The organism is Streptosporangium sp. NBC_01469 (assembly GCF_036227305.1).
Classification (GTDB): domain Bacteria; phylum Actinomycetota; class Actinomycetes; order Streptosporangiales; family Streptosporangiaceae; genus Streptosporangium.
Window position 1 is genome coordinate 5,543,037 of record NZ_CP109465.1, and the last position, 22,393, is coordinate 5,565,429.

Genomic DNA, 22,393 nt, shown 5'->3' on the forward strand with positions numbered 1-22,393 from the left:
GAGTGCGGACGCCGCGTGGTGGCGTACGGGTGGCTCGGACGCGGACGGCGAGGGGCGGTGCGCCGGTGTCCGAATGCGGACGGCGTGGGGGCGTACGGGCGGTTCAGACGCGGACGGTGTCGAGCTCGCCGGTGACCGCCTCCGAGGCGTCCCCCGGCCCGCGCGGGCCGGTCGCGAAGACCACCCGCAGCGCGCAGACCCAGACCAGGGTCGCGCCGAGCACGTGGAGGTTGACCAGGGCCGCGGGCACGCCGAGGAAGTACTGGACGTATCCGATGACCCCCTGCGCCGCCTCCACGCCCAGCAGCGTCCAGGCGGCCCGCCGGGCGGGGCCGGGCGCGTCGGTGATGTGCAGCGCGAACGCCAGCGCGAAGGTGAGGCCGACCACCACGTAGGCGACGTCGGCGTGGATCCTCGCCACGGTCTCGATGTCGAAGCCGAACCGGGAGGCCATCTCGTCCCCGGAGTGCGGCCCGGTGCCGGTCACCACCACGCCCACGACGAGCAGGACGAACACGGCGGCGACGAGCGCGAGGACGAGCGTGCGGACGTGGCGGTGGACCCGCTGCCGCGAGACCTCGTTCCAGCCCCCGCTCCCCTCCCCGGCTGCGCGGGCGTAGAGCGCGTACGCCGCGGCGATCATGCCGATGGAGACCAGGAAGTGCACGCTCACGGTGACCGGGTTGAGCGCGCTGCGCACGACCAGGCCGCCCCAGAGCCCCTGGAAGGCGACGCCGATCGGCTGCAGCCAGGCCAGCCTGACCAGGTCGGGGCGGCGGGCAGGCAGTCGCAGGGCGGCGACCAGGCAGGCCACGCCGACGGCCAGCACCAGGAAGGTCAGCATCCGGTTGCCGAACTCGATCGCCATGTTCAGCGGTGAGATATCGGCGTGGGCCACCGGGGTGAAGCTCTCCGGCGTGCACCGGGGCCAGGTGGGGCAGCCGAGGCCCGACCCGCTGACCCGCACCGCGGCGCCCGTCACCGTGATCCCGACGTTGACGACGACCGCCGCCAGCGCCCAGCGGCGCAGGGTGAGGAGGGTCGGCGGCCCCACGATCCGCGCCGACCCCACGGCATGCCGACGGGCCTTGTCAAGGAGGTGGTTCACGGCTCACATGCTAGGCGGCGAGGTGCGCGGTCCCGCCGTGGACCCCGGGTACGGCCGTCGGTGCGGGGCGTGCGGCACGGGACGGCGTGCCGTACGGGCCCGGGGGTAGGGGAGGGCTTGAGCCGAGAGAACGCGTGCGATGTCCGTTTTGGTGCATTGATCGGCTAAAAGGTATGTGACATAGTACTGGCGAGCCCGAGGCGCGGGAGCGAGGTGAGACATGCCGGACGTCGTGGTCGTCGGCGCCGGGGTCGTCGGTGCCGCCTGCGCCTACTACGCCGCTCGCGCGGGGCTGGACGTGGTGGTCGTCGACCGGGGGGCGGTGGCGGGCGGCACGACGGGGGCGGGCGAGGGCAACATCCTGGTCTCCGACAAGGAACCGGGCCCCGAACTCGACCTGGCGCTGCTCTCCAACCGGCTCTGGCGAGACCTGGCCGGAGCCGGGCCCGGGAGCGGCTCCGGGGGTGGGCCGGGGGGCGAGCACGCCGGTGGGGCCGATGCCGGGTCCGGAGCTGGCGGTGGCGGATCGAGTAAAGCCGGTGCCGGGTCCGGAACTGGCGGTGGCGAGTCCGGGGTGGGGCCCCCGGGCCGGTCCGCGCCGGGTGGCGGCGGATTCGAGCCGGGCGGCGGGTTCGAGTTCGAGGCGAAGGGCGGCCTGGTGGTCGCCGAGACGGACGAGATCCTGGAGGCGCTCACCGACCTGGCGGGAAAGCAGGGCGTCGAGCACGTCGCCGTCGCCCCGGGGAAGCTCGGCGACTACGAGCCCCACCTGGCGAAAGGGCTCGCCGGAGGCGTGTTCTACCCGCAGGACGCCCAAGTCCAGCCCATGCTGGCGGCGGCCAGGCTCATCCGGAGGGGTGCCGAGCGGTTCGGGCACGGCGCCCTGATGCTGCGTACGGGCGTCACGGTGACCGGCTTCGTCCGCGACGGTGACCGGGTCGCCGGCGTCACCACCGACCACGGCGACATCCTCGCCGGAGCCGTCGTCAACGCCGCGGGCACCTGGGGCGGCGAGATCGCCGCGCTGGCCGGTGTGCGCGTCCCGATCCTGCCCAGGCGCGGCTTCATCCTGGTCACCGAGCCGCTCGCCGGGCCGCTGATCAGGCACAAGGTCTACACCGCCGCCTACGTCACCGCGGTGGCCAGCGACTCGGAGGGGCTGGAGACGTCCGCCGTCGTGGAGAGCACCCCGTCGGGGCCGGTGCTCATCGGCGCCAGCCGCGAGCGGGTCGGCTTCGACCGCACGGTCTCCGTTCCGGTGCTCGAACGTCTCGCCCGCCAGGCCGTGGAGCTGTTCCCCGCCCTGGCGGCGTACCGGGTGATCCGCGCCTACTGCGGCTTCCGTCCTTACTGTCCCGACCACCTCCCGGTGATCGGGGAGGACCCCCGGGCTCCCGGGCTGTACCACGCCTGTGGCCACGAGGGGGCGGGCATCGGCCTGGCCCCGGCCACCGGCCACCTGATCGCCCAGCTCCTGGCCGGGCTCCGCCCCGACCTGGACCTCACCCCTTTCCGCCCGGACCGCTTCACCCGGGAGGGGCCTTGACCTGCTTCCGCGGCCCAGGCTTCTGTGGCCCAAGCTTCTGTGGTCCAGGCTTCTGTGGTCCAGGCCGGAATCGACGCCTTCCCGGCGGAGGTGTCCGATGAGGGATCCGTACCGCCTGGTGGGGGCGCGGCCCGAGCCGGGGTTCGAGATCAGCGTGGACGGCGCTCCCGTCCCGGTGGTCCCCGGCCAGACCGTCGGCGCCGCCATGCACGGAGCGGGCGTCCGCTCCTGGCGCACCACCAGGTTCGGCGGGCGCCCGCGCGGGCTGTTCTGCGGCATCGGGGTCTGTTTCGACTGCCTGGTCACGGTGAACGGGATCCCGTCCCTGCGCGCCTGCCTGACCGAGGCCCTCCCGGGAGACCTGGTCACCACCGGCGGCCCTCCGCCCCCGTCTCAGGACCCGCCGGAGGATCCGGAGGACCTGGAGGATCTGGACGACGAGGCCGGAGCCGGGCCGGGGGAGCGGACGGTCGGCGAGCCGGCCGCCCCGGGCGTCAGCGCCTTCGGTACGGAGGGGGGCGTCCCCGCGCGGGCTCCCCGTGGTCTCGACTCCGGTACGGAGGGGGATACCCCTACGGGCGTTTCCCGTGATCCCGGCTCCGGTACGGAGAGGGCCGCGCCGGGTGCGCACGCTCCCCGTGACCCCGGCGCCTCCGGTCCGGAGGGGTGAGCGGCCGATGACGCGGATTCACGACCTCGCCGTGGTCGGCGCGGGTCCCGCCGGGGTCGCGGGCGCGCTCACCGCAGCCCTGGCCGGGCTGGACGTCGTACTGATCGACGGGGCCGCCAGGCCGGGCGGCCAGTACTTCCGGCACCCCGCCGAGGGTTTCCGCACTGCGCGGCCCGGCGCGCTCCACCACGGCCTCGGTGGATTCACCCGCTTCACCCGCCAGTGGGAGACGCTTCGCGAGCGCGCCGAGGTGCTGATGCGCCATCGGGTCTGGGCGGTCGAACGCGCGGACGGGGCGATCACCGTACGGTGCCTGGAGGGAGATCGCGAGGAGCGGCCCCGGGCGGTGACCGCGCGAGGGTTGCTGATCGCCACCGGCGCGCACGACCGGCCGCTGCCGTTCCCCGGCTGGGACCTGCCGGGAGTGCTCACCGCGGGCGGCGCGCAGGCGCTGCTCAAGGGCGACCTGGTCCTCGCGGGAAGCAGGATCGTGGTCGCCGGCACCGGCCCGTTCCTGCTCCCGGTCGCCGCGGGCCTGGCGGACGCCGGGGCCCGGGTGCTCGGCGTCCACGAGGCCGGCGGCGGGTTCGGGCTCGCCAGGCACCCGCTGCTCGCCGCGGGACGGGCCGGGGAGGCCCTCGGGTACGGAGCGCGCCTGGCCCGCCACCGGATCCCGTACCGCCGCCGCGAGGCGGTGGTCGCCGCGCACGGCGACACCGCGCTGACCCACGTCACCGTGGCGAGCCTGGACGGCGACTGGCGGCCGGTCTCGACGAGGACCGTCGAGTGCGACACCCTCGCCTATGGCTACGGGTTCGTCCCCCAGCTCGACCTGCCGGTCCAGCTGGACTGCGCCACCCGCCGCGACCCCGACGGCAGCCCGGTCGTCGCGGTGGACGCGGGCATGCGTACCGGCGTGCCCGGCGTCTACGCGGCGGGGGAGTCCACCGGTGTCGGCGGGGCCGCGCTCGCCGAGGTGGAGGGGCGCATCGCGGGCCGGTCCGCCGCCGCGGACCTGGGCCGCCCGGTGCCGCCCGACCCCGCCCTGTCCCGGCGCAGGAACCGGCTCGCCGCCTTCGCGCACGCCCTGCTGGAGGCCTACCCGGTACGGCCCGGCTGGCGGGAGTGGCTCCGCGACGACACGCTCGTGTGCCGCTGCGAGGAGGTGCCCCTGTCGGCCGTACGGGAGGCCCAGGCCATGGGGGCCGTCGACGCGCGCTCCGTCAAGCTTCTGGCGCGCCCGGGGATGGGATGGTGCCAGGGCAGGATGTGCGGCTACGCGGTCGCGTGCCTCGCCGGTGAGGACCCCGCGCCGCCCCGGCGCCCGATCGCCCAGCCCGTCAGGCTCGGCGACCTCGCCGCGCGGCCACGGGCCTCCTCGGACCGGCGGGAAACCCTCCCGGCGATGGATCGGCCGGAAACCCCTGCGGAGCCGGGCGAGCCGGGGACCCCCTCGCGCCCGGACCGTGCGGAGGCTCTCTCGGATCCGGCCTCGGACTCGGACCGGCTGGAAACCCCTCGGAAGGACGAACCATGACGACCCCCGTGAAGCCCTGGCACGGTGTGACGGTGGCCACCGCGCTGCCCCTGGGCGCGGACCTCTCCGTCGACCTGGACGGTTACGCCGAGCACTGCCGGTGGCTGGTCGCCTCCGGGTGCGACGGCGTCGTGCCGAACGGGTCGCTGGGCGAGTACCAGACGCTCACCCCCGAGGAGCGGGCCTCGGTCGTGGAGACCGCGGTCGCGGCCGTCGGCGGCGACCGCGTCATGCCGGGCGTCGCCGCCTACGGCGCCCTGGAGGCCCGGCGCTGGGCCGAGCACGCCGGTGAGGCCGGGTGCCGCGCGGTGATGCTGCTTCCGCCGAACGCCTACCGCGCCGACGACAGGACCGTGGTGGAGCACTACCGGGAGGTGGCCGCGGCCGGTCTGCCGGTGGTGGCCTACAACAACCCCTTCGACACCCGGGTGGACCTCACCCCCCGGCTGCTGGCCACCCTCCACGCCGAGGGCCTGATCGTCGGGGTCAAGGAGTTCAGCGGAGACGTCCGCCGAATCTACGAGATCGCCGAGCTCGCCCCGGGGCTGGACGTGCTGGCCGGGGCCGACGACGTACTGCTGGAGCTGGTCACCGCCGGGGCGGTCGGCTGGGTGGCCGGATTCCCCAACGCGCTGCCCGAGTCGACCGTGGCCCTGTACCGTGCGGCCGCCGCGGGGGACACGGCCACCGCGCTGCCGCTCTACCGCGCGCTGCACCCGCTGCTTCGCTGGGACTCCAGGCCGGTGTTCGTGCAGGCGATCAAGCTCTCCATGGACCTGGCCGGGCGTAACGGCGGCCCGTGCCGCCCGCCCAGGCTCGGCCTCGCCCCCGAGCAGGAGGCCGCCGTACGCGCCGCCACGGAGAAGGCCCTGGCCGAGGGCCTGCGCTAGACCCGTCCCGTACCCTTTCCCGCGAGGAGAGTCGATGAGAACGAAGAGGATCTTCCACGCGGTGGACTCCCACACCGAGGGCATGCCCACCCGAGTGATCACCGGGGGAGTGGGGGTGATCCCCGGTTCGACCATGGCCGAGCGGCGCGAGCACTTCCTGGCCGAGATGGACCACGTCCGCACCCTGCTCATGTACGAGCCGCGCGGCCACTCGGCGATGAGCGGGGCCATCCTGCAACCGCCCACCCGGCCCGACGCCGACTACGGCGTGCTCTACATCGAGGTCTCCGGCTGCCTGCCCATGTGCGGGCACGGCACCATCGGCGTCGCCACCGTCCTCGTCGAGACCGGGATGGTCGAGGTCGCCGAGCCGGTCACCACCATCCGGCTGGACACCCCCGCCGGGCTGGTCGTCGCCGAGGTCCGGGTCGAGGACGGCGCCGCCACGGAGGTGACCATCACCAACGTGCCCTCCTTCAGCGCGGGGCTGGACCGCGTGGTCAAGGTGCCCGGCGTCGGGGAGGTCGTCTACGACCTCGCCTACGGCGGCAACTACTACGCGATCCTGCCCATCGAGTCCGTGGACCTGCCGTTCGACCGCTCGCACAAGCAGCGGATCCTCGACACGGGCCTGGCGATCATGGAGGCGATCAACGAGCGGGACGAGCCCGTCCACCCGCTGGACCCCGGCATCCGGGGCTGCCACCACGTGCAGTTCACCGCGCCCGGCGCGGGCGCCCGGCACTCGCGGCACGCGATGGCGATCCACCCCGGCTGGTTCGACCGCTCGCCGTGCGGCACCGGCACCAGCGCCCGGATGGCCCAGCTGCACGCCAGGGGCGAGCTCCCCCTGGACACCGACTTCGTGAACGAGTCGTTCATCGGTACCCGCTTCGTCGGGCGGCTCGTGGGGGAGACGGAGGTGGCGGGCCTGCCCGCGGTGGTTCCGGCCATCACCGGGCGTGCGTGGGTCACCGGCACCGCCCAGTACTTCCTCGACCCCCGCGACCCGTTCCCCGCGGGTTTCCTCCTCTGACCTTCCCCACCCTCTCCGGGCCTCTCTGAGCTGTGGATACGCCGCCATTCCCGGTGGGCCGCGCATCACGGGGGAAACGGCGTCTTAACGTTAACGGTCTTGTTTCGGCCCTTGACGTGTACGTGCATTGCACGTGCAATATCACACATCACCAGATGTGAGGAGCCGCGCATGCGTGCCACCCCCCTGAAGTGCTTCACGTCGCTGGCCGTTCTCGGTCTCCTGGTCACCGGATGCGGCCAGGGGCTGCTCGGTGACGGAGGCGGAGGCCAGACGGCCGCCGCGAAGGACGAGCCGATCGTCCTCGGCATGCTGATCCCGCAGTCGGGCAGCGAGGCCGCCATCGGCCCCTACATGAGCAACGCGGCGCAGCTCGCGGTCGACGAGATCAACGCCAAGGGCGGTGTGCTCGGCCGCAAGCTGGAGCTGAGGACCGCCGACGACGCCTGTGACGCCCAGTCCGCGGCGGCGGGCGCCAACAAGCTGGTCACCGAGGGGGTCGACATCTCCGTGGGCGGCTACTGCTCCGGTGCGACGCTCCCCACCCTGCCGATCTTCGGTAAGGCCGGAATCCCGATGATCATCCCGGCTGCCAACTCCCAGGAACTGGTCGACCAGAAACTCAAGCACGTCTTCCTGATCAACGGCACGGGCTCCCAGCAGGCCGCGGCCGCGGAGAAGTGGATCGCCAAGCAGGGTTCCGGGAGCGTCGCGCTCATGCACGACAACACCAGCTACTCCAAGGACATCGCACTGCGTACCCAGGCCCTTCTGGAGGCCCCCGGCGGAGCCGAGGCCGTGATCACCGAGGCGGTCACCCCGAAGGAGAGCGACTACAGCGCCAACATCACCAACGTGCTGGCCAAGAAGCCCGACTTCGTCTACTGGACCGGCTACTTCCAGGAGGGCGGCCTGATCGCGCGCCAGCTCCGGCAGGCCGGATACAAGGGCTCGATCATGGTCGGCGACGGCTCGGTCTCCCCCAAGCTGGTCGAGATCGCCGGAGACGAGGCCGCCGAGGGCCTCTACGCCACGATGACCCAGACGCCCGACACCCTTCAGGGCGCGGAGGGCTGGATCGAGGCGTACAAGAAGAAGTACGCCTCAGAGCCGGGCCCGTACTCCAACCAGGCCTACGACGCGGTTCGGCTCGCCGCCGAGGCGGTCACCAAGGCGGGGGCCACCGACGGCGACAAGGTCATCGCGGCCCTTGAGGCGATCGACGGCTTCCAGATGTTCTCCGGGCCGCTGAAGTTCACCCCCGAGCACACCCTGGCCAACGGCGGCTTCCAGATCCTTGTCGTCAAGGGCGACGGGTTCGCCCTGCAGGACGCGCTCAAGTGACGCAGCTCGTCTGGAACGGGTTGTTCGTCGGCTCGTTCTACGCGCTGGTGGCGTTGGGGTACAGCATGGTGTACGGGATCATCAAGCTGCTCAACTTCGCCCACGGCGACCTGTACATGCTGGGGGCGTTCGCTGGTTTCGCCATTCTCGGCGCGGTGGGTGGTGTGTCCTCCTCGATGGCTCTGCCGCTGCTGCTGGCGGTGCTGGTGGTGACGATGGTGGTCACCGGCCTGGCCGGGGTGGCGTTGGAGCGGATCGCCTACCGGCCGTTGCGTCGGGCGCCGCGGTTGTCTCTGCTGATCACCGCGGTCGGGGCGTCGTTCGCGTTGGAGTACGGGATGCGCGCGGTGGCCGGGGCCGACCCGCGGGTGTATCCGGTGCGGCTGGGCGGCACCTCGATGGAGGTGTTCGGGGCCAGGTTCACCGTGCAGCAGTTGGTGCTGGTCGGGGTGGCGGTGGCGTTGATGGCCGGGTTGAACCTGCTGGTCACCCGCACCCGTGAGGGCCGGGCGATGCGGGCCATCGCGTTGGACCCGCGTACCAGCGCGTTGATGGGTATCGATGTCAACGCGGTGATCTCCCGCACCTTCTTCGTCGGTTCGGCGCTGGCGGGGGCGGCGGGGGTGATGGCCGGGGCCTACTACGGGAAGATCGATTTCATGATGGGCTTCCTGATCGGGCTCAAGGCGTTCACGGCGGCCGTCATCGGGGGCATCGGCAACATCCCCGGCACGATGCTGGGTGGGTTGTTGCTTGGGCTGTTGGAGTCGTTCGGCACGTTCTGGCTGGGCGGTGAGTGGCGGGATGTGTTCACCTTCGGGGTGTTGATCCTGTTTTTGACGGTGCGGCCGACCGGGCTGCTCGGCGAGCGCGTCACGGAGCGGGTATGACCGGGCCCGCCGGGAGCGCCGGACCCACGGGACCCACTGGACCCACTGGACCTGTCGGGAGCACTGGACCCACGGGAGCCACCGGACCCACCACGACCGGGGTCCGCCGTCTGGGTACCGACCGGCCGCCCAGCCGGGCGTCGAGGCTGATGGGTAACCGGTGGGCCGGGCTGGGCGGGCTGCTGGTCGCGCTGCTGGCTCCTTTCGTGAACGCCACGCCGTACGCGTTGTCGGTGATGACGAGTGCGGCGATCTTCGTGATGCTGGCGGCCGGGTTGAACATCGTGGTCGGCTACTGCGGGCTGCTGGATCTGGGCTACGTCGCGTTCTTCGCGGTCGGCGCCTATACCAGCGGGGTGCTGGCCACCCGGTTCGATCTGCCGCTGCTGGCCACGGTGCCCGCCGTGCTGGTGGTCACGGTGCTCGCCGGGATCGTGATCGGCGCCCCCACTTTGCGCCTGCGTAGTGACTATCTGGCCATCGTGACGCTGGGTTTCGGGGAGATCATCCGGATCACCGCCAACAACCTGGACGTCACCGGCGGCCCGTCGGGTATCTATGGGATCCCGCATCTGGTCGGGAGTCCGGTGGCCTTCTACTACGTCACGGTGGTCGTGGTCGCGCTGGCCGTGCTCGGCGCGGCCAGGTTGGGCCGCTCCCGGCTGGGTCGGGCCTGGCGCTTCGTCCGTGAGGACGAGGACGCCGCCGAGGCGATGGGTGTGCACACCTACCGGGTCAAGCTCGCCGCCTACATCGCCGGGGCGGTCTGGGGCGGCTTGGCCGGGGTGCTGTTCGCCTCCCAGCTGTCGGCCGTCTCGCCGGGCAGCTTCACCTTCCTGCAGTCGGCGCTGGTGTTGATGGCCGTGGTGCTGGGCGGGATGGGCTCGGTGCCCGGCGTCGTGGTCGGCGCCGTGGTGATCAGCATCCTGCCGGAGGTCCTGCGTGACCTCGCCGACTACCGGTTCTTCCTGTTCGGCGTACTTCTCATCGCCTTCATGCTGTTGCGGCCGCAGGGGATCTGGCCGGCCCGTTCTCAGGAGGCGCTGCGATGAGTCTGCTACACGTCACCGATCTGCGTCTGGTCTTCGGCGGGCTGGTGGCCATCGACGGCCTGTCGTTCTCGGTGGGCGAGGCGGAGATCGTCTCGGTGATCGGGCCCAACGGGGCGGGCAAGACGTCGGCCTTCAACTGTGTCACCGGCTTCTACCGGCCGACCTCGGGCCGCATCACCCTGCGCGGCAAGGACCTGCCGGGACTGCGGCCCTCGGCGATCGCGGGGTTGGGCGTCGCGCGGACCTTCCAGAACCTGCGGCTGTTCGGCGAGCTGTCGGTCCTGGACAACGTGCGCGCCGGCTCGCATCTGTGGCTGCGTCAGAGCGTCTGGGACGCGTTGTTGCACACTCCGCGCTACCGGCGCTCCGAGCGTGAGTGCACCGAGCAGGCCCATCACTGGCTGGACTTCGTCGGCCTGCGCGGCGACCGGTACGGGCAGGCCGGGAACCTTCCCTATGGTGAGCAGCGCCGTACCGAGATCGCCCGTGCTCTGGCCCGCCGCCCTGATCTGTTGTTGCTGGATGAGCCCGCGGCCGGGCTCAACCGGGGGGAGAAGGCCGAGATGCTCGACCTGATCCGGCGTGTCCAGGCGTTGGGGGTGGCCATCGTGCTCATCGAGCATGACATGGGTTTGGTGATGGAGGTCTCCGAGCGGGTGGTGGTGCTCAACTTCGGCAGGGAGATCGCCGACGGCCGGCCCGAGGACGTCCGCCGCGACCCCGCCGTCATCGAGGCCTACCTCGGTGGTGACACCGCCGCCACCGGGGACGAGACCGACGGGACCGCGACGACCGGGAGGGACCGCGCCGGGAAGGACCGCGCGGCGGAAGGCGGCACGGGCGAGGAGACCGCCGGGAAGGACGGCACGGCCGGGGGAGACGCCAATGCTTGACATCGACGGGCTGGACGTCCACTACGGCGGCGTACACGCCCTGCGCGGCCTGTCCCTCCGCGTCGCCGAGGGCGAGATCGTCGCCCTGCTGGGCAACAACGGCGCGGGCAAGACCACCACGCTGTCCGCGGTCTCGGGGCTGCTGCGGCCCAGCGGCGGCAGGGTGGCCTTCGACGGGAAAGAGATCACCAGGGAGAAGCCGCACAGGATCACCGCGCGCGGACTGGTGCACGTCCCGGAGGGCCGCAGGATCTTCAGCACGCTCAGCGTCCACGAGAACCTCCAGCTGGGCGGGTACCTGGTCCGTGACCAGGCGGAGCTACGCGCGCGGATCGACCGCGTCTACGGGCTGCTGCCCCGCCTGGCCGAGCGGCGCGCACAACAGGGCGGCACCCTGTCGGGCGGCGAGCAGCAGATGCTCGCCATCGGCAGGGCGCTGGTCACCGGACCCCGGCTGCTGCTGCTCGACGAACCGTCCATGGGCCTGGCCCCGCTCATCGTCGTCCAGGTCATGAAACTCATCGCCCAGATCAACGCCGAGGGCACCTCCGTCCTGCTCGTCGAGCAGAACGCCACCGCCGCCCTCGGGATCGCGCACCGTGGTTACGTGATCGAGAACGGTGCGTGTGTCCTCGACGGGCCCGCCGCCGAGCTCCGTCGGGACCCCCGGGTGGCCGAAGCCTACCTCGGCGGGGCCGGGGGGAGCGGGCGGAGACGACCGGCGGGCCCGCCACCGGGGGATCACCCCCCGGGTGTTCGGAGGCACCCTCATGGCCTGGGAGGATGAGGGGGTGGCGGGTTCCGCCGACGAGGCGTGGACGCGAGCGACACGAGAGGCTCCGGTATGGCTCCTAGGGCGGACGGCCGGCTCGACCTGCCGGCCGTGAGCGAGCGGCAGAGCCTGCGGGAGCAGGTGGCCCACGCGCTCAGGGCGGCCCTGATCACCGGTGAGATGAGGCCCGGCATGGTCTACTCGGCCCCGGTCCTCGCCGCCCAGTTCGGGGTCTCGGCGACCCCGGTGCGCGAGGCCATGCTCGACCTGGCCAAGGAGGGCCTGGTCGAGGCGGTACGCAACAAGGGCTTCCGGGTCACGGAGCTGTCCGACCGGGACCTGGACGAGCTGACCGAGATCCGCAGGCTCATCGAGGTGCCCACGGTGGCGCAGCTGGCCGACGCCGGGCGCGCGCCGAGCTTCGAGACACTGCGCCCGCTGGCCCAGGCGATCGTCGACGCCGCAGAGCGCGGTGACCTGCTCGCGTACGTCGACGCCGACATCCGCTTCCACCTGGACCTGCTCGCCCTGGCGGGCAACTCCCATCTCGTGGAGGTGGTCCGCGACCTGCGCAACCGGGCCCGCCTGTACGGCCTGTCCTCCCTTCACCGGCGGGGCACCCTCGCCGACTCCGCCCGCGAGCACCTCACGCTGCTCGCGCTGCTCTCCGAAGGCGACGCGAGCGGTGCCGAGCGGCTGATGCGCGCCCACATCCGGCACGTCCGCGGCATCTGGGCCAGCAGGCCCGAGGAGTAGGGCGGCCGGGACAGGCCAGAGGGGGACGCGGCGGCCCGGTGGGCGGGCGAATGCCCCCGGAGTGCCGGGACGGGGTCAGCCGGTGCTCCGGGTGGCGCCGACGCTGGCGATGACCACGCAGCCGATGGCGGCCCACTCGCGCACCTGGAGTATCTCGCCCAGGATGACCAGCCCGACCAGCGCGGCCATCGCGGGCTCCAGGCTCATCAGGATGCCGAAGACCCGCTTGGGCATCCTGCGCAGCGCCTCCAGCTCGATCGAGTAGGGGATGACCGACGACAGCAGCCCCACCCCGAGCCCGATCAGCAGCAGTTCGGGTTGGAGCAGGTCGGTGCCGCCCGAGGCGATCCCGACGGGGGCGACCAGCACACAGGAGACGATCATCGCCAGGGCGAGGCCGCTCGTCCCGGGGAAGCGGCGGCCGACCGAGGCCGACAGCAGGATGTAACCGGCCCAGCAGACCGCCGCCACCAGGGCGAAGGCGATCCCGGCCCAGCTGATCCTGGACGCCCCCGAGCCCCACGGGGCCAGCAGCACCACGCCCGACCCGGCGAGTACGACCCAGAGCAGGTCGAGGCGGCGGCGCGAGGCCGCCACCGCGACGCCGAGCGGGCCGAGGAACTCGATCGCCACCGCGATGCCCATGGGCAGCCGGGCCAGCGCCTCGTAGAACGACAGGTTCATCACGCCCAGCGTCACGCCGAACGCCACCCCGGCCCCGATGTCCGCCCTGGACAGCCCGCGTAGCCGAGGGCGGGCGACCAGCCCTATGACCAGCGCGCCCGTCGCGATCCGCAGGAACACCACGGCGCTCGGCGGCAGCTGGGAGAAGAGATCCTTGGCGAAACCCGCACCCACCTGCACCGACATGATGGCCAGCAGCACCAGCCCGGACGGCGGGATGGCGTCGGAGGCCGCTTTCAGCAGCGCTCCGGGGTTGGACAGCCCCGGCTTGTACGGCTCGGCGGGCCCGTGCAGGGCTTCGGCGGTCATGACTCTCCTCATGCCAGGTGCAAAGCGATAGGTGACACCTTACTGGCCGAGGCTTTTGGTTTCCGTGGCGTCCGCGATGCGAGACGGCTCCGCGAGGGTGGCGGTCTCGTGAAGGGTGGCGCCCCTCGCGAGACGTGACGGCTCCGCGAGAGGGCCTCGCCGTCTATCCGGCGTCCGGCGCGGGTTCGCGGGTGTAGAGCGCGACGGTCATACCGGGTACGCGGCCCGTCCGCCAGGCCTTGGTCCGGACGAATCCCTCCTTGACCAGGGCGGTGACCCGGCCGACGCGCGAGGCCGCCTCGGATCCGCCCCGCCAGATCACCCAGACCCGCTCGCGCCCGGCCACGGCGACGGCCACGTCGGAGCGTTCCGGGTAGCCGAAGGAGTCGGGCAGCGGGTCGGGCCCGGCGAGCAGCACGTCGTCGGGCAGACCCTTCCCGCCGTGCCGCGTCTCGTCGTAGTAGCGGAAGCCCTCGCGCAGGGAGGAGCGCCCGTAGAGAAGGGCGTCGCCCGGCCGGCCCTCGCTCGCGAGGATCCGTACCGCCCGGGGGAAGTTCTCGTGGTGCCCGTCCTCCTTGCGGAAGTCCAGCTGGCCGGGGATCCCGGCCGCCAGGACGCCCGCCAGCGCGAGCCCGGCGGGCAGGCGGGGCAGCGCGGCGAGTACGAGCCCGGCCAGCAGCGCGTACGCGGGCACCGTCGCGAACAGGTAGCGGTCGACGTAGACCGGCGAGACCAGGTGGGACAGGGTGAACAGCAGCAGGGGCGGCAGGAGCGCCCAGGCGACCAGCAAGCCGATCCAGAGCCGGTCGGCGCCGTGCCGCCGGCGCAGGAACGGGGCGGCCGCCGCGACGGCCATCACCACGCACCCCGCCAGGGCGGTGCCCCCGGCCATCTTGGGCAGCGCCAGGAACACGTCGGGTCCCGGCATGGTGATCCAGCTGATCGCGTGCCGCTCGGCGAAGCCGACCGCCGCCCAGACGGCCCCCGGGACGGACCCCAGGGCCATGCAGGCCAGCATCCTGGGCAGGACGCCCCGCCCGTACAACCCGATGGCGAGCAGGTGCGCGGCCAGCACGAGCAGCGCGAACACCTGCGTGCAGCCCAGCAGTGCGACGGCGGCCGCGTACCTCCACCAGGCGCCGCGCCGTCCGGGCTCCTCGATCGCCCGGTACAGCGCCCAGGTGGCCAGGACCGCGGCGGCGGCGGCGAACGCGTAGGAGCGGACGTTCTGCCCGTGGTAGGAGACCGAGGGCAGGAAGACGTAGACGGCGGCGGCGGTCAGTCCGGCGGGCTGCGAGCTCAGCCGGCGTCCCAGGTCGGCGATGAGCGCGGTGGCCGCGCCCGTCGCGAGCGCCGAGGGCAGGCGTATCCACCACTCGGCCTGCCCGAACTCCAGCCACAGGTGCATGAACCCGTAGTAGGGCAGGAAGTGCCCGTCGATGTGCTGGGCCAGCTCCCAGAGTCCTCCGGCGCCACGGCGGGCCGCGCTGAGAGTGGCGAGTTCGTCCCCCGACTGGGAGACCGTGGACGAGCCCGCGACGGCGACAAGCGTGGCAACGATCCCCATGGCCAGACTCGGCCAGATGCGCCCCGTATATCGTGTCGCCGGACGGGACGGAGATCGCGTTCCGGTAGTGATCACCTGGAGGATGGTAGATCTTGACGATCATCCTCGTTGATCTTTTGCGGTGAGAAGTGGGGATATTCCCGGTTAGGTGGTTTCCAGTAAGGGGTTTCCGGCCGGGTCATTCCCAGCGGAACGTCCGGGAGGTCAGGAAGAGTGACACCGCCGCCCACGCCGCGAGGATCGCCAGGGCGGCGAGCGGCGGTCCCGCGCCGTCACTCAGGACGGTGCGGAGCCCCCCGGTCAGCGCCGAGATCGGCAGCAGCTCCAGCACCGGCCGTACCGACTCGGGGAACCTCGCCAGCGGGAAGGCGACCCCGCCGCAGGCGAGCAGGAGCAGGTAGACGAGGTTCGCCGCGGCGAGGGTGGCCTCGGCGCGCAGCGTCCCCGCCATCAGCAGGCCGAGCCCGCTGAACGCGGCGGTGCCCAGCACGACCAGCAGGAGCGCCGCGAGCGGCGAGCCCGCGGGGTGCCAGCCCAGGGCGAGCGCCACCCCGCAGATGACCGCCACCTGGATGACCTCCACGGCGATCACCGCGAGCGTCTTGGACAGCATCAGCCCGGTCCGCGACAGCGGGGTCGCGCCCAGCCGCTTCAGCACGCCGTACCGGCGCTCGAAGCCCGTCGCGATGGCCTGCCCGGTGAAGGCGGTGGACATCACGGCCAGCGCGAGCACCCCGGGGGTCATGAAGTCGATCCGGGAACCGCCGCCCACGTCGATGATCGGGGCGGAGGAGAGACCGACGAGCAGCAGCACCGGGATGATCATCGTGAGCAGCAGCTGCTCGCCGTTGCGGAGCATCGCCCGGATCTCCGCGCCGGTCTGGGCCGCCACCATCCGGCCCAGCGGCGCGGCTCCGGGGGCCGGCGTGAGGTCCAGGGTCGTCATGGGGCTCTCCTGCGATCTGACATGTCGACTGGCGGGTGGGCCGGCGTGTGGTCCGGCTCGGACCACGCCCGGCCGCGCACGGGGTACCGGCGAGAGGGCTTCGAGAACGCCGCCGGAGCGGAGGGCTTGGGAGGCGTCGGCGAAGCCTCCGGAAGCGCCGGCGAAGCGAGGGGCTCCGGGGACGTCACCCGGGCGGGAGGCTCCGGGGACGCCGGCGGGGCGAAGGGCTCGGAGGGCGTGGGCGGAGCGGAGGACTCAGACGGCGTCACCGCAGCTCACGCCCGGTCAGCTCCAGGAAGACGTCCTCCAGGGTGCGCCGCTCGATGCTGAGGTCGTCGGCGGTGACGCCCTCGGCGGCGCACCAGGTCGTCACCGTGGCCAGGAGGCCGGGCGCGACCTGCCCCTCGATGATGTAGTGCCCCGACGGCGATTCCTTGGCCGCGCTGCCGGCGGGCAGGGCGGCGAGCAGCTCGTCCAGGCAGAGGCCGGGCCGGGCGCGGAAGCGCAGCTGCCGCTCGGCACCGGTGAGGGAGGAGGGCGTGCCCTCGGCGACCACCCTGCCGCGGTCGATGATCACGATCTGGTCGGAGAGCCTCTCCGCCTCGTCCATGTGGTGGGTGGTGAGCACCACCGAGACCCCGCTCGCGCGCAGGTCCTTCACCAGCTCCCAGCAGGCGTGCCTGGCCTGCGGGTCCAGGCCTGCGGTCGGCTCGTCGAGGAAGACCAGCTCGGGACGGCCGATGACCGCTCCCGCCAGCGACAGGCGCTGCTGCTGGCCGCCGGAGAGCCTGCGGTACGGGGTGCGGGCGTGCTCGCTCAGCCCCAGCCGCTCCAGCAGCGCCGCCGGGTCGAGCGGGTGGGCGTGGAAGCGGGCCATCAGCCGCAGCCACTGCCCGCAGCGGGACGCGGGGGGAACGCCGCCCGCCTGGAGCATCACCCCGACCCTGGCCCGCAGCTCCGGCCTCGACGGGGCGAGCCCGAGCACCCGCACGGTGCCGCCGTCGGCCCGGCGGAACCCCTCGCAGATCTCCAGGGTGGAGGTCTTGCCGGCCCCGTTGGGGCCCAGCACCGCGGTGACCGCGCCGCGGGCGGCGTTGAAGGTCAGGCCGTCGATCGCGGTCGTCCCGCCGTATCTCTTGACCAGGTCGACGATCTCGACGGCTGGGGAGTCCATGGCCACGAGTTTAGGGACTGCGCCCGCCGGTCACGCTTCCGGACCACGCGTCCGGGGCCGCGCCGGGCCCGTTTTCCGGCCGGGACCGGACCCGCCCGACTGGCACTTAAAGGTTTTTTCGGGGAAATTTCCGAAATACAGGAATTCGGATGACCGACTGTTGGTTTGGACGCTTCGGCCCCTGTGGGCCCGTCATCGCCCGTAACCAGGGGGCGTGGCCTGCGACCAAAAAGGGGATACGGGTATGACCGCGGCCGTCGTCGAGCCGGAGGTGGCGCCGATCGCACGGCGCAGGTCACTGCTACTGCTCATCCTGGGCGCGCTGTCGGCGGTCGGTCCCCTGTCGATCGACATGTACCTGCCCGCCTTCCCCTCCATCGCCGCCGACCTGGGCACCGGGCAGGCGCAGGTGCAGCTCACCCTCACCGCCTGCCTCGTCGGGTTCTCCGTCGGGCAGGTCGTCGCGGGCCCGATCAGCGACTCGCGCGGCCGGCGGGGCCCGCTGCTGATCGGCATCGCCGCCTACGCCGCCGCCTCCCTGCTGTGCGCCTTCTCGCCCTCGGTGTACGGGCTGGTCGGGTTCCGCCTGCTCCAGGGCATCGCGGGCGGTGCCGCGCTGGTGATCGTCCGCGCGGTCGTCCGCGACCTGTACGAGGGGGCGGCCATCGCCCGCATCTTCGCCACCCTCATGCTCGTGACCGGCCTCGCGCCGATCCTGGCCCCGATCGCGGGCGCGCAGCTGCTCGACCACACCTCCTGGCGGGGCGTGTTCGTCGCGCTGAGCGTCGCGGGGCTCCTGCTGCTGGCCTCCGCGCTGTCCGGGGTGCGCGAGACGCTGCCCGCCGGGCGGCGCGAGCGGGGCGGGCTCCGGCACACCCTCGTCACCTTCTGGCACCTGCTCCGCGACCGTGCCTTCATGGCCGCCACCCTGTCCGGCGGGCTGGGCTTCGCGGCCATGTTCGCCTACATCTCCGGGTCGCCCTTCGTGCTCCAGGACGTCTACGAGACCTCGGCGCAGACCTTCTCCCTGGTGTTCGGGCTGAACGCGCTGGGCCTGACCGTCACCGCGCAGATCGGCGGGCGCCTCGCCGGGCGGCTGGACCCGGCCAGGCTGATCCTCGCGGGGTTGTTCCTGAGCGTGGCCGGGGCCGCCGGGGTGCTCGTCACGGCCCTGCTCCACCTGCCCCTGCCGGTGCTGGTCGCCGCGCTGTTCGTGATGATGTGCGGGGCGGGCTTCGTCCTGCCGGGCAGCGCCGCGCTCGCCCTGGCCGGTCAGCCCCCGCAGGTCGCCGGGAGCGCGGCCGCGCTGACCGGCGTGCTGCAGTTCGGGCTCGGCGCGCTCGCCGCCCCGCTGGTGGGTCTGGGCGGCGAGGGATCGGCCCTGCCGATGGCCGTCGTCCTGGCCGGGTTCACCGTCGCCGCGCTCGCCGCCTTCGTCGGGCTGCGGGGGACCTCACGGAGCGTTTCCCCAGCTTAGGTAAGGCTTACCTGCGTGACGAACCACATTCCGGACGACCGAACATCGGGTTTGTAACTGAGGAAGCAATTACGGCACACTGATGTTGTGAAATACGTGACCGGGATGCAGGGCACCGAGGGAACCGCCGCCGCGCGGCCCTCCGGCGTGTCCGCCGAGCGCAGCACGCGAGCGCGTGTCGCCCGGCTCATCCTGGAGCACGGGCCCATCACCGCCGCCGCCCTCGGCGAGCGGCTCGGCCTCACCCCCGCGGCCGTCCGCAGGCACCTCGACGCCCTGCTGGCCGAGGGGATGGCCGAGGCCCGCACCGCCAGGCCGCGAGGCCAGCGCGGGCGCGGGCGACCGGCCAAGCTGTTCGCGATAACCGACGCGGGACGCAGCGCCTTCGAGCACGCCTACGACGGCCTCGCCGGGAGCGCGCTGCGCTTCCTGGCCGAGCGCGTGGGCGAGGAGGCCGTGGCCGAGTTCGCCCGCTCACAGGTGGCCGGCCTGGTCGACCGCCTGGCGCCGAAGATGAGCGAGGTCCCCGCCGACCAGCGGGTCCGCGTCCTGGCCGAGGCGCTGTCGGCCGACGGCTACGCCGCCTCGGCGAGCAAGGCCAGCCTCGGCGGCGAGCAGCTGTGCCAGCACCACTGCCCGGTGGCGCACGTGGCCGCGGAGTTCCCGCAGCTGTGCGAGGCCGAGACGGAGGCGTTCGCGCGCATCCTCGGCACCCCCGTGCAGCGGCTCGCGACCATCGCCCACGGCGACGGCGTGTGCACCACGCACGTCAGTCCCCACAGGACCCCCGGGCCGGGCACGAGGGAGCGCGCGACGGGCTCCCCGGCACCCGATCCGGCGCAATCACCGGCAATCCACGAAACGATCGACACATCGAGCAAGGAGACCGGAAGGTGACTGTCACCGACCGCCCGGAGCTGGAAGGCCTCGGGAATTACAAGTTCGGCTGGGCCGACTCGGACGCCGCGGGAGCGACGGCCCGGCGTGGCCTGTCCGAAGAGGTCGTCCGCAACATCTCCGCGCTGAAGAGCGAGCCGGAGTGGATGCTGGACCTTCGTCTGAAGGGGCTGCGCCTTTTCGGTAAGAAGCCCATGCCCAACTGGGGTTCCGACCTCAGCGGGATCGACTTCGACAACATCAAGTACTTCGTGCGCTCGACGGAGAAGCAGGCCGCCTCCTGGGAGGACCTGCCCGACGACATCAAGAACACCTACGACAGGCTCGGCATCCCCGAGGCGGAGAAGCAGCGCCTGGTCGCCGGCGTCGCCGCCCAGTACGAGTCCGAGGTCGTCTACCACAAGATCCGTGAGGACCTTGAGGAGAAGGGTGTCATCTTCGTCGACACCGACACCGCCCTCAGGGAGCACGAGGAGATCTTCAAGGAGTACTTCGGGACCGTGATCCCGGTCGGCGACAACAAGTTCGCCGCGCTGAACACGGCCACCTGGAGCGGCGGCAGCTTCATCTACGTGCCGCCGAACGTCAACGTGGAGATCCCGCTCCAGGCCTACTTCCGGATCAACACCGAGAACATGGGCCAGTTCGAGCGGACCCTGATCGTCGTGGACGAGAACTCCTACGTCCACTACGTCGAGGGCTGCACCGCGCCGATCTACTCCTCCGACTCGCTGCACAGCGCGGTCGTGGAGATCATCGTGAAGAAGGGCGCGCGCTGCCGCTACACGACCATCCAGAACTGGTCGAACAACGTCTACAACCTGGTCACCAAGCGCGCCGTGGCGTACGAGGGCGCGACCATGGAGTGGGTCGACGGCAACATCGGCTCCAAGGTCACCATGAAGTACCCGGCCGTCTACCTCATGGGTGAGTACGCCAAGGGCGAGACCCTCAGCGTCGCCTTCGCCGGTGAGGGCCAGCACCAGGACGCCGGGGCCAAGATGGTGCACCTCGCGCCGAACACCAGCTCCTCGGTGATCTCCAAGTCCGTCGCCCGCGGCGGCGGCCGCACCTCCTACCGCGGCCTGGTCCAGATCGAGGAGGGCGCTCACGGCAGCGCCAGCACCGTCAAGTGCGACGCGCTCCTCGTCGACCAGATCAGCCGCTCCGACACCTACCCCTACGTGGACGTGCGTGAGGACGACGTCTCCATGGGGCACGAGGCCACCGTCTCCAAGGTCTCCGACGACCAGCTCTTCTACCTGATGAGCCGTGGCATGGGCGAGGACGAGGCGATGGCGATGATCGTCCGGGGCTTCGTCGAGCCGATCGCCCGCGAGCTCCCGATGGAGTACGCCCTGGAGCTGAACCGCCTGATCGAGCTGCAGATGGAAGGAGCCGTCGGCTGATGGGTCTCGACACCGGAAAACCCCTGTCGACCCTCCACGAGAAGGCCTCGTACGACGTGGCCGACTTCGAGGTACCGACCGGCCGGGAGGAGGAGTGGCGCTTCACCCCGCTCTCCCGGCTCAAGGGCCTGCACGAGGGCGTCGCGGCCTCCGCGAACGTCGTCGTGCACGTCGACGCCGCCCCCGAGGTCACCGTGGAGACCGTCGGCCGCGACGACCAGCGGGTCGGCAGGGCCTACGTGCCCGCCGACCGGGTCAGCGCCCAGGCCTACGCCTCCTTCGAGAAGGCCACCGTGGTCACGGTCCCGCGCGAGGTCGTCGCGTCCAAGCCGACCCTGATCACCCTCACCGGGTCCGGCCAGGGCGCCGCGTACGGCCACACGGTCGTGAAGCTGGAGCCGATGGCCGAGGCCGTGGTCGTCCTCGACCACCAGGGCAGTGCCGTCTACGCCGACAACGTCGAGTTCGTCGTGGGCGAGGGCGCCACGCTCAAGGTCGTCAGCCTGCAGGACTGGGCCGACGACGCCGTGCACGTCTCCCACCACCACGCCCTGCTGGCCAAGGACGCGACCTTCCGCGGCTTCGTGGTCACCCTCGGCGGCGACCTGGTCAGGCTGTCCCCGTCGGTCTCCTACGACGGCCCCGGCGGCGACGCCGAGCTGAACGGCCTCTACTTCGTCGACGCCGGCCAGCACCTGGAGCACCGCCTGCTCGTCGACCACTCCAGGCCCGACTGCCGGAGCAACGTCGACTACCGAGGCGCGCTGCAGGGCCAGGACGCCCACGCGGTCTGGATCGGCGACGTCATCATCCGCGTCGAGGCCGAGGGCACCGACACCTACGAGCTCAACCGCAACCTGCTGCTCACCGACGGCGCCCGCGCCGACTCGGTGCCCAACCTGGAGATCCTCACCGGCGAGGTCGCCGGGGCGGGTCACGCCAGCGCCTCGGGCCGTCTCGACGACGAGCACATCTTCTACCTCCAGGCCAGGGGCATCCCCCACGACGACGCCCGCCGTCTCGTCGTCAAGGGCTTCTTCGCGCAGCTGCTGGAGAAGATCGAGGTTCCCGAGCTTCGCGAGCGGGTGCTCGCCCGGGTCGAGGCGGAGCTTGAGAAGTGACGTTCGAGAAGGTCTGCAAGCTCGCCGACATCCCCGACGAGGGTGTGGTCGGCATTGAGGTAGGCGACACCCCCATCGCCCTGGTCCGCCAGGGCGAGGAGGTCTTCGCGCTGCACGACGTCTGCTCCCACGCCGAGGTGAAACTCAGCGAGGGGGAGGTCTACGACGGCACCCTGGAGTGCTGGCTGCACGGCTCGTGCTTCGACCTGCGCTCGGGCAAGCCCACCGGCCCGCCCGCCAACAAGCCCGTTCCCGTATACCGAGTAAAGATCGACGGCGATGACGTCCTCGTCTCGCTCTCGAAGGAGTCATAAA

The 22,393-nt window shown here is 72.1% G+C and carries 21 protein-coding genes; 16 read left to right on the top strand and 5 right to left on the bottom strand.

Translation table 11 applies throughout. The features are described 5' to 3' along the window. Positions 1–103 precede the first annotated feature (103 nt). Entirely contained in the window at positions 104–1,108 is a 1,005-nt protein-coding gene (locus OG587_RS24290; RefSeq protein WP_329079078.1) for a COX15/CtaA family protein, read from the bottom strand. A 220-nt stretch (positions 1,109–1,328) separates the two neighbouring features. Here OG587_RS24290 and OG587_RS24295 point away from each other — a divergent pair, with 220 nt between their 5' ends. The 11 genes from OG587_RS24295 to OG587_RS24345 all read left to right on the top strand — a co-directional run bounded on the left by OG587_RS24295 (position 1,329) and on the right by OG587_RS24345 (position 12,494). Then, on the top strand, positions 1,329–2,654 hold the full coding sequence (locus OG587_RS24295) for an NAD(P)/FAD-dependent oxidoreductase (protein WP_329079080.1): 1,326 nt from the start codon (positions 1,329–1,331) through the stop codon (positions 2,652–2,654). Positions 2,655–2,751: 97 nt separating this feature from the next. Then, positions 2,752–3,324 (top strand): (2Fe-2S)-binding protein, encoded by a 573-nt coding sequence (locus tag OG587_RS24300; RefSeq protein WP_329079081.1) that lies wholly within the window; start codon positions 2,752–2,754, stop codon positions 3,322–3,324. Between the two features lie 7 nt (positions 3,325–3,331). After that, entirely contained in the window at positions 3,332–4,861 is a 1,530-nt protein-coding gene (locus tag OG587_RS24305) for an FAD/NAD(P)-dependent oxidoreductase (RefSeq protein ID WP_329079083.1), read from the top strand. Then, a complete protein-coding gene (locus OG587_RS24310; RefSeq protein WP_329079085.1) occupies positions 4,858–5,751 on the top strand; it encodes a dihydrodipicolinate synthase family protein in 894 nt (297 codons plus the stop codon). The genes OG587_RS24305 and OG587_RS24310 overlap by 4 nt, the downstream gene beginning before the upstream one ends. 34 nt (positions 5,752–5,785) lie before the next feature. Beyond that, positions 5,786–6,787: a proline racemase family protein gene (locus OG587_RS24315; RefSeq protein ID WP_329079086.1), complete on the top strand. Its 1,002-nt coding sequence runs from the start codon at positions 5,786–5,788 to the stop codon at positions 6,785–6,787. Between the two features lie 171 nt (positions 6,788–6,958). Continuing rightward, entirely contained in the window at positions 6,959–8,131 is a 1,173-nt protein-coding gene (locus OG587_RS24320) for a branched-chain amino acid ABC transporter substrate-binding protein (protein WP_329079089.1), read from the top strand. Continuing rightward, positions 8,128–9,021 (top strand): branched-chain amino acid ABC transporter permease, encoded by an 894-nt coding sequence (locus OG587_RS24325; protein ID WP_329079090.1) that lies wholly within the window; start codon positions 8,128–8,130, stop codon positions 9,019–9,021. Before OG587_RS24320 ends, OG587_RS24325 begins: the two co-directional genes overlap by 4 nt. A 149-nt stretch (positions 9,022–9,170) precedes the next feature. Next, entirely contained in the window at positions 9,171–10,073 is a 903-nt protein-coding gene (locus tag OG587_RS24330) for a branched-chain amino acid ABC transporter permease (RefSeq protein ID WP_329079092.1), read from the top strand. Beyond that, a complete protein-coding gene (locus OG587_RS24335) occupies positions 10,070–10,966 on the top strand; it encodes an ABC transporter ATP-binding protein (protein ID WP_329079093.1) in 897 nt (298 codons plus the stop codon). The genes OG587_RS24330 and OG587_RS24335 overlap by 4 nt, the downstream gene beginning before the upstream one ends. Beyond that, entirely contained in the window at positions 10,959–11,753 is a 795-nt protein-coding gene (locus OG587_RS24340) for an ABC transporter ATP-binding protein (RefSeq protein ID WP_443075217.1), read from the top strand. The genes OG587_RS24335 and OG587_RS24340 overlap by 8 nt, the downstream gene beginning before the upstream one ends. Positions 11,754–11,810: 57 nt before the next feature. Further along, the gene (locus tag OG587_RS24345; protein WP_329079094.1) at positions 11,811–12,494 is read left to right on the top strand and encodes a GntR family transcriptional regulator; all 684 of its coding nucleotides are present in this window, start codon (positions 11,811–11,813) and stop codon (positions 12,492–12,494) included. Between the two features lie 75 nt (positions 12,495–12,569). Here the strand turns inward: OG587_RS24345 and OG587_RS24350 are convergent, their stop codons facing one another. From OG587_RS24350 to OG587_RS24365, 4 genes are all read right to left on the bottom strand, one after another. After that, on the bottom strand, positions 12,570–13,487 hold the full coding sequence (locus OG587_RS24350; protein WP_329079096.1) for an EamA family transporter: 918 nt from the start codon (positions 13,485–13,487) through the stop codon (positions 12,570–12,572). Positions 13,488–13,650: 163 nt separating this feature from the next. Further along, entirely contained in the window at positions 13,651–15,054 is a 1,404-nt protein-coding gene (locus tag OG587_RS24355; RefSeq protein WP_329079098.1) for a glycosyltransferase family 39 protein, read from the bottom strand. 178 nt (positions 15,055–15,232) lie between these two features. Beyond that, the gene (locus OG587_RS24360) at positions 15,233–16,000 is read right to left on the bottom strand and encodes an ABC transporter permease (RefSeq protein ID WP_329079100.1); all 768 of its coding nucleotides are present in this window, start codon (positions 15,998–16,000) and stop codon (positions 15,233–15,235) included. 265 nt (positions 16,001–16,265) lie between these two features. Beyond that, positions 16,266–17,174: an ABC transporter ATP-binding protein gene (locus OG587_RS24365; protein ID WP_329079101.1), complete on the bottom strand. Its 909-nt coding sequence runs from the start codon at positions 17,172–17,174 to the stop codon at positions 16,266–16,268. Between the two features lie 244 nt (positions 17,175–17,418). On the opposite strand from OG587_RS24365, the gene OG587_RS24370 reads away from it, so the two are divergent. The 5 genes from OG587_RS24370 to OG587_RS24390 all read left to right on the top strand — a co-directional run bounded on the left by OG587_RS24370 (position 17,419) and on the right by OG587_RS24390 (position 22,392). After that, the gene (locus tag OG587_RS24370) at positions 17,419–18,651 is read left to right on the top strand and encodes a multidrug effflux MFS transporter (RefSeq protein ID WP_329079102.1); all 1,233 of its coding nucleotides are present in this window, start codon (positions 17,419–17,421) and stop codon (positions 18,649–18,651) included. Between the two features lie 105 nt (positions 18,652–18,756). Continuing rightward, positions 18,757–19,548, top strand: a complete 792-nt coding sequence (locus tag OG587_RS24375) for a helix-turn-helix transcriptional regulator (RefSeq protein ID WP_329093996.1) — start codon at positions 18,757–18,759, stop codon at positions 19,546–19,548. Further along, a complete protein-coding gene (gene sufB, locus OG587_RS24380; RefSeq protein ID WP_329079103.1) occupies positions 19,545–20,957 on the top strand; it encodes a Fe-S cluster assembly protein SufB in 1,413 nt (470 codons plus the stop codon). Before OG587_RS24375 ends, sufB begins: the two co-directional genes overlap by 4 nt. Next, a complete protein-coding gene (gene sufD / locus OG587_RS24385) occupies positions 20,957–22,078 on the top strand; it encodes a Fe-S cluster assembly protein SufD (RefSeq protein ID WP_329079105.1) in 1,122 nt (373 codons plus the stop codon). The genes sufB and sufD overlap by 1 nt, the downstream gene beginning before the upstream one ends. After that, positions 22,075–22,392, top strand: coding sequence for a Rieske (2Fe-2S) protein (locus tag OG587_RS24390; protein ID WP_329079107.1), 318 nt, complete (start codon positions 22,075–22,077; stop codon positions 22,390–22,392). The genes sufD and OG587_RS24390 overlap by 4 nt, the downstream gene beginning before the upstream one ends. Position 22,393 lies beyond the last annotated feature (1 nt).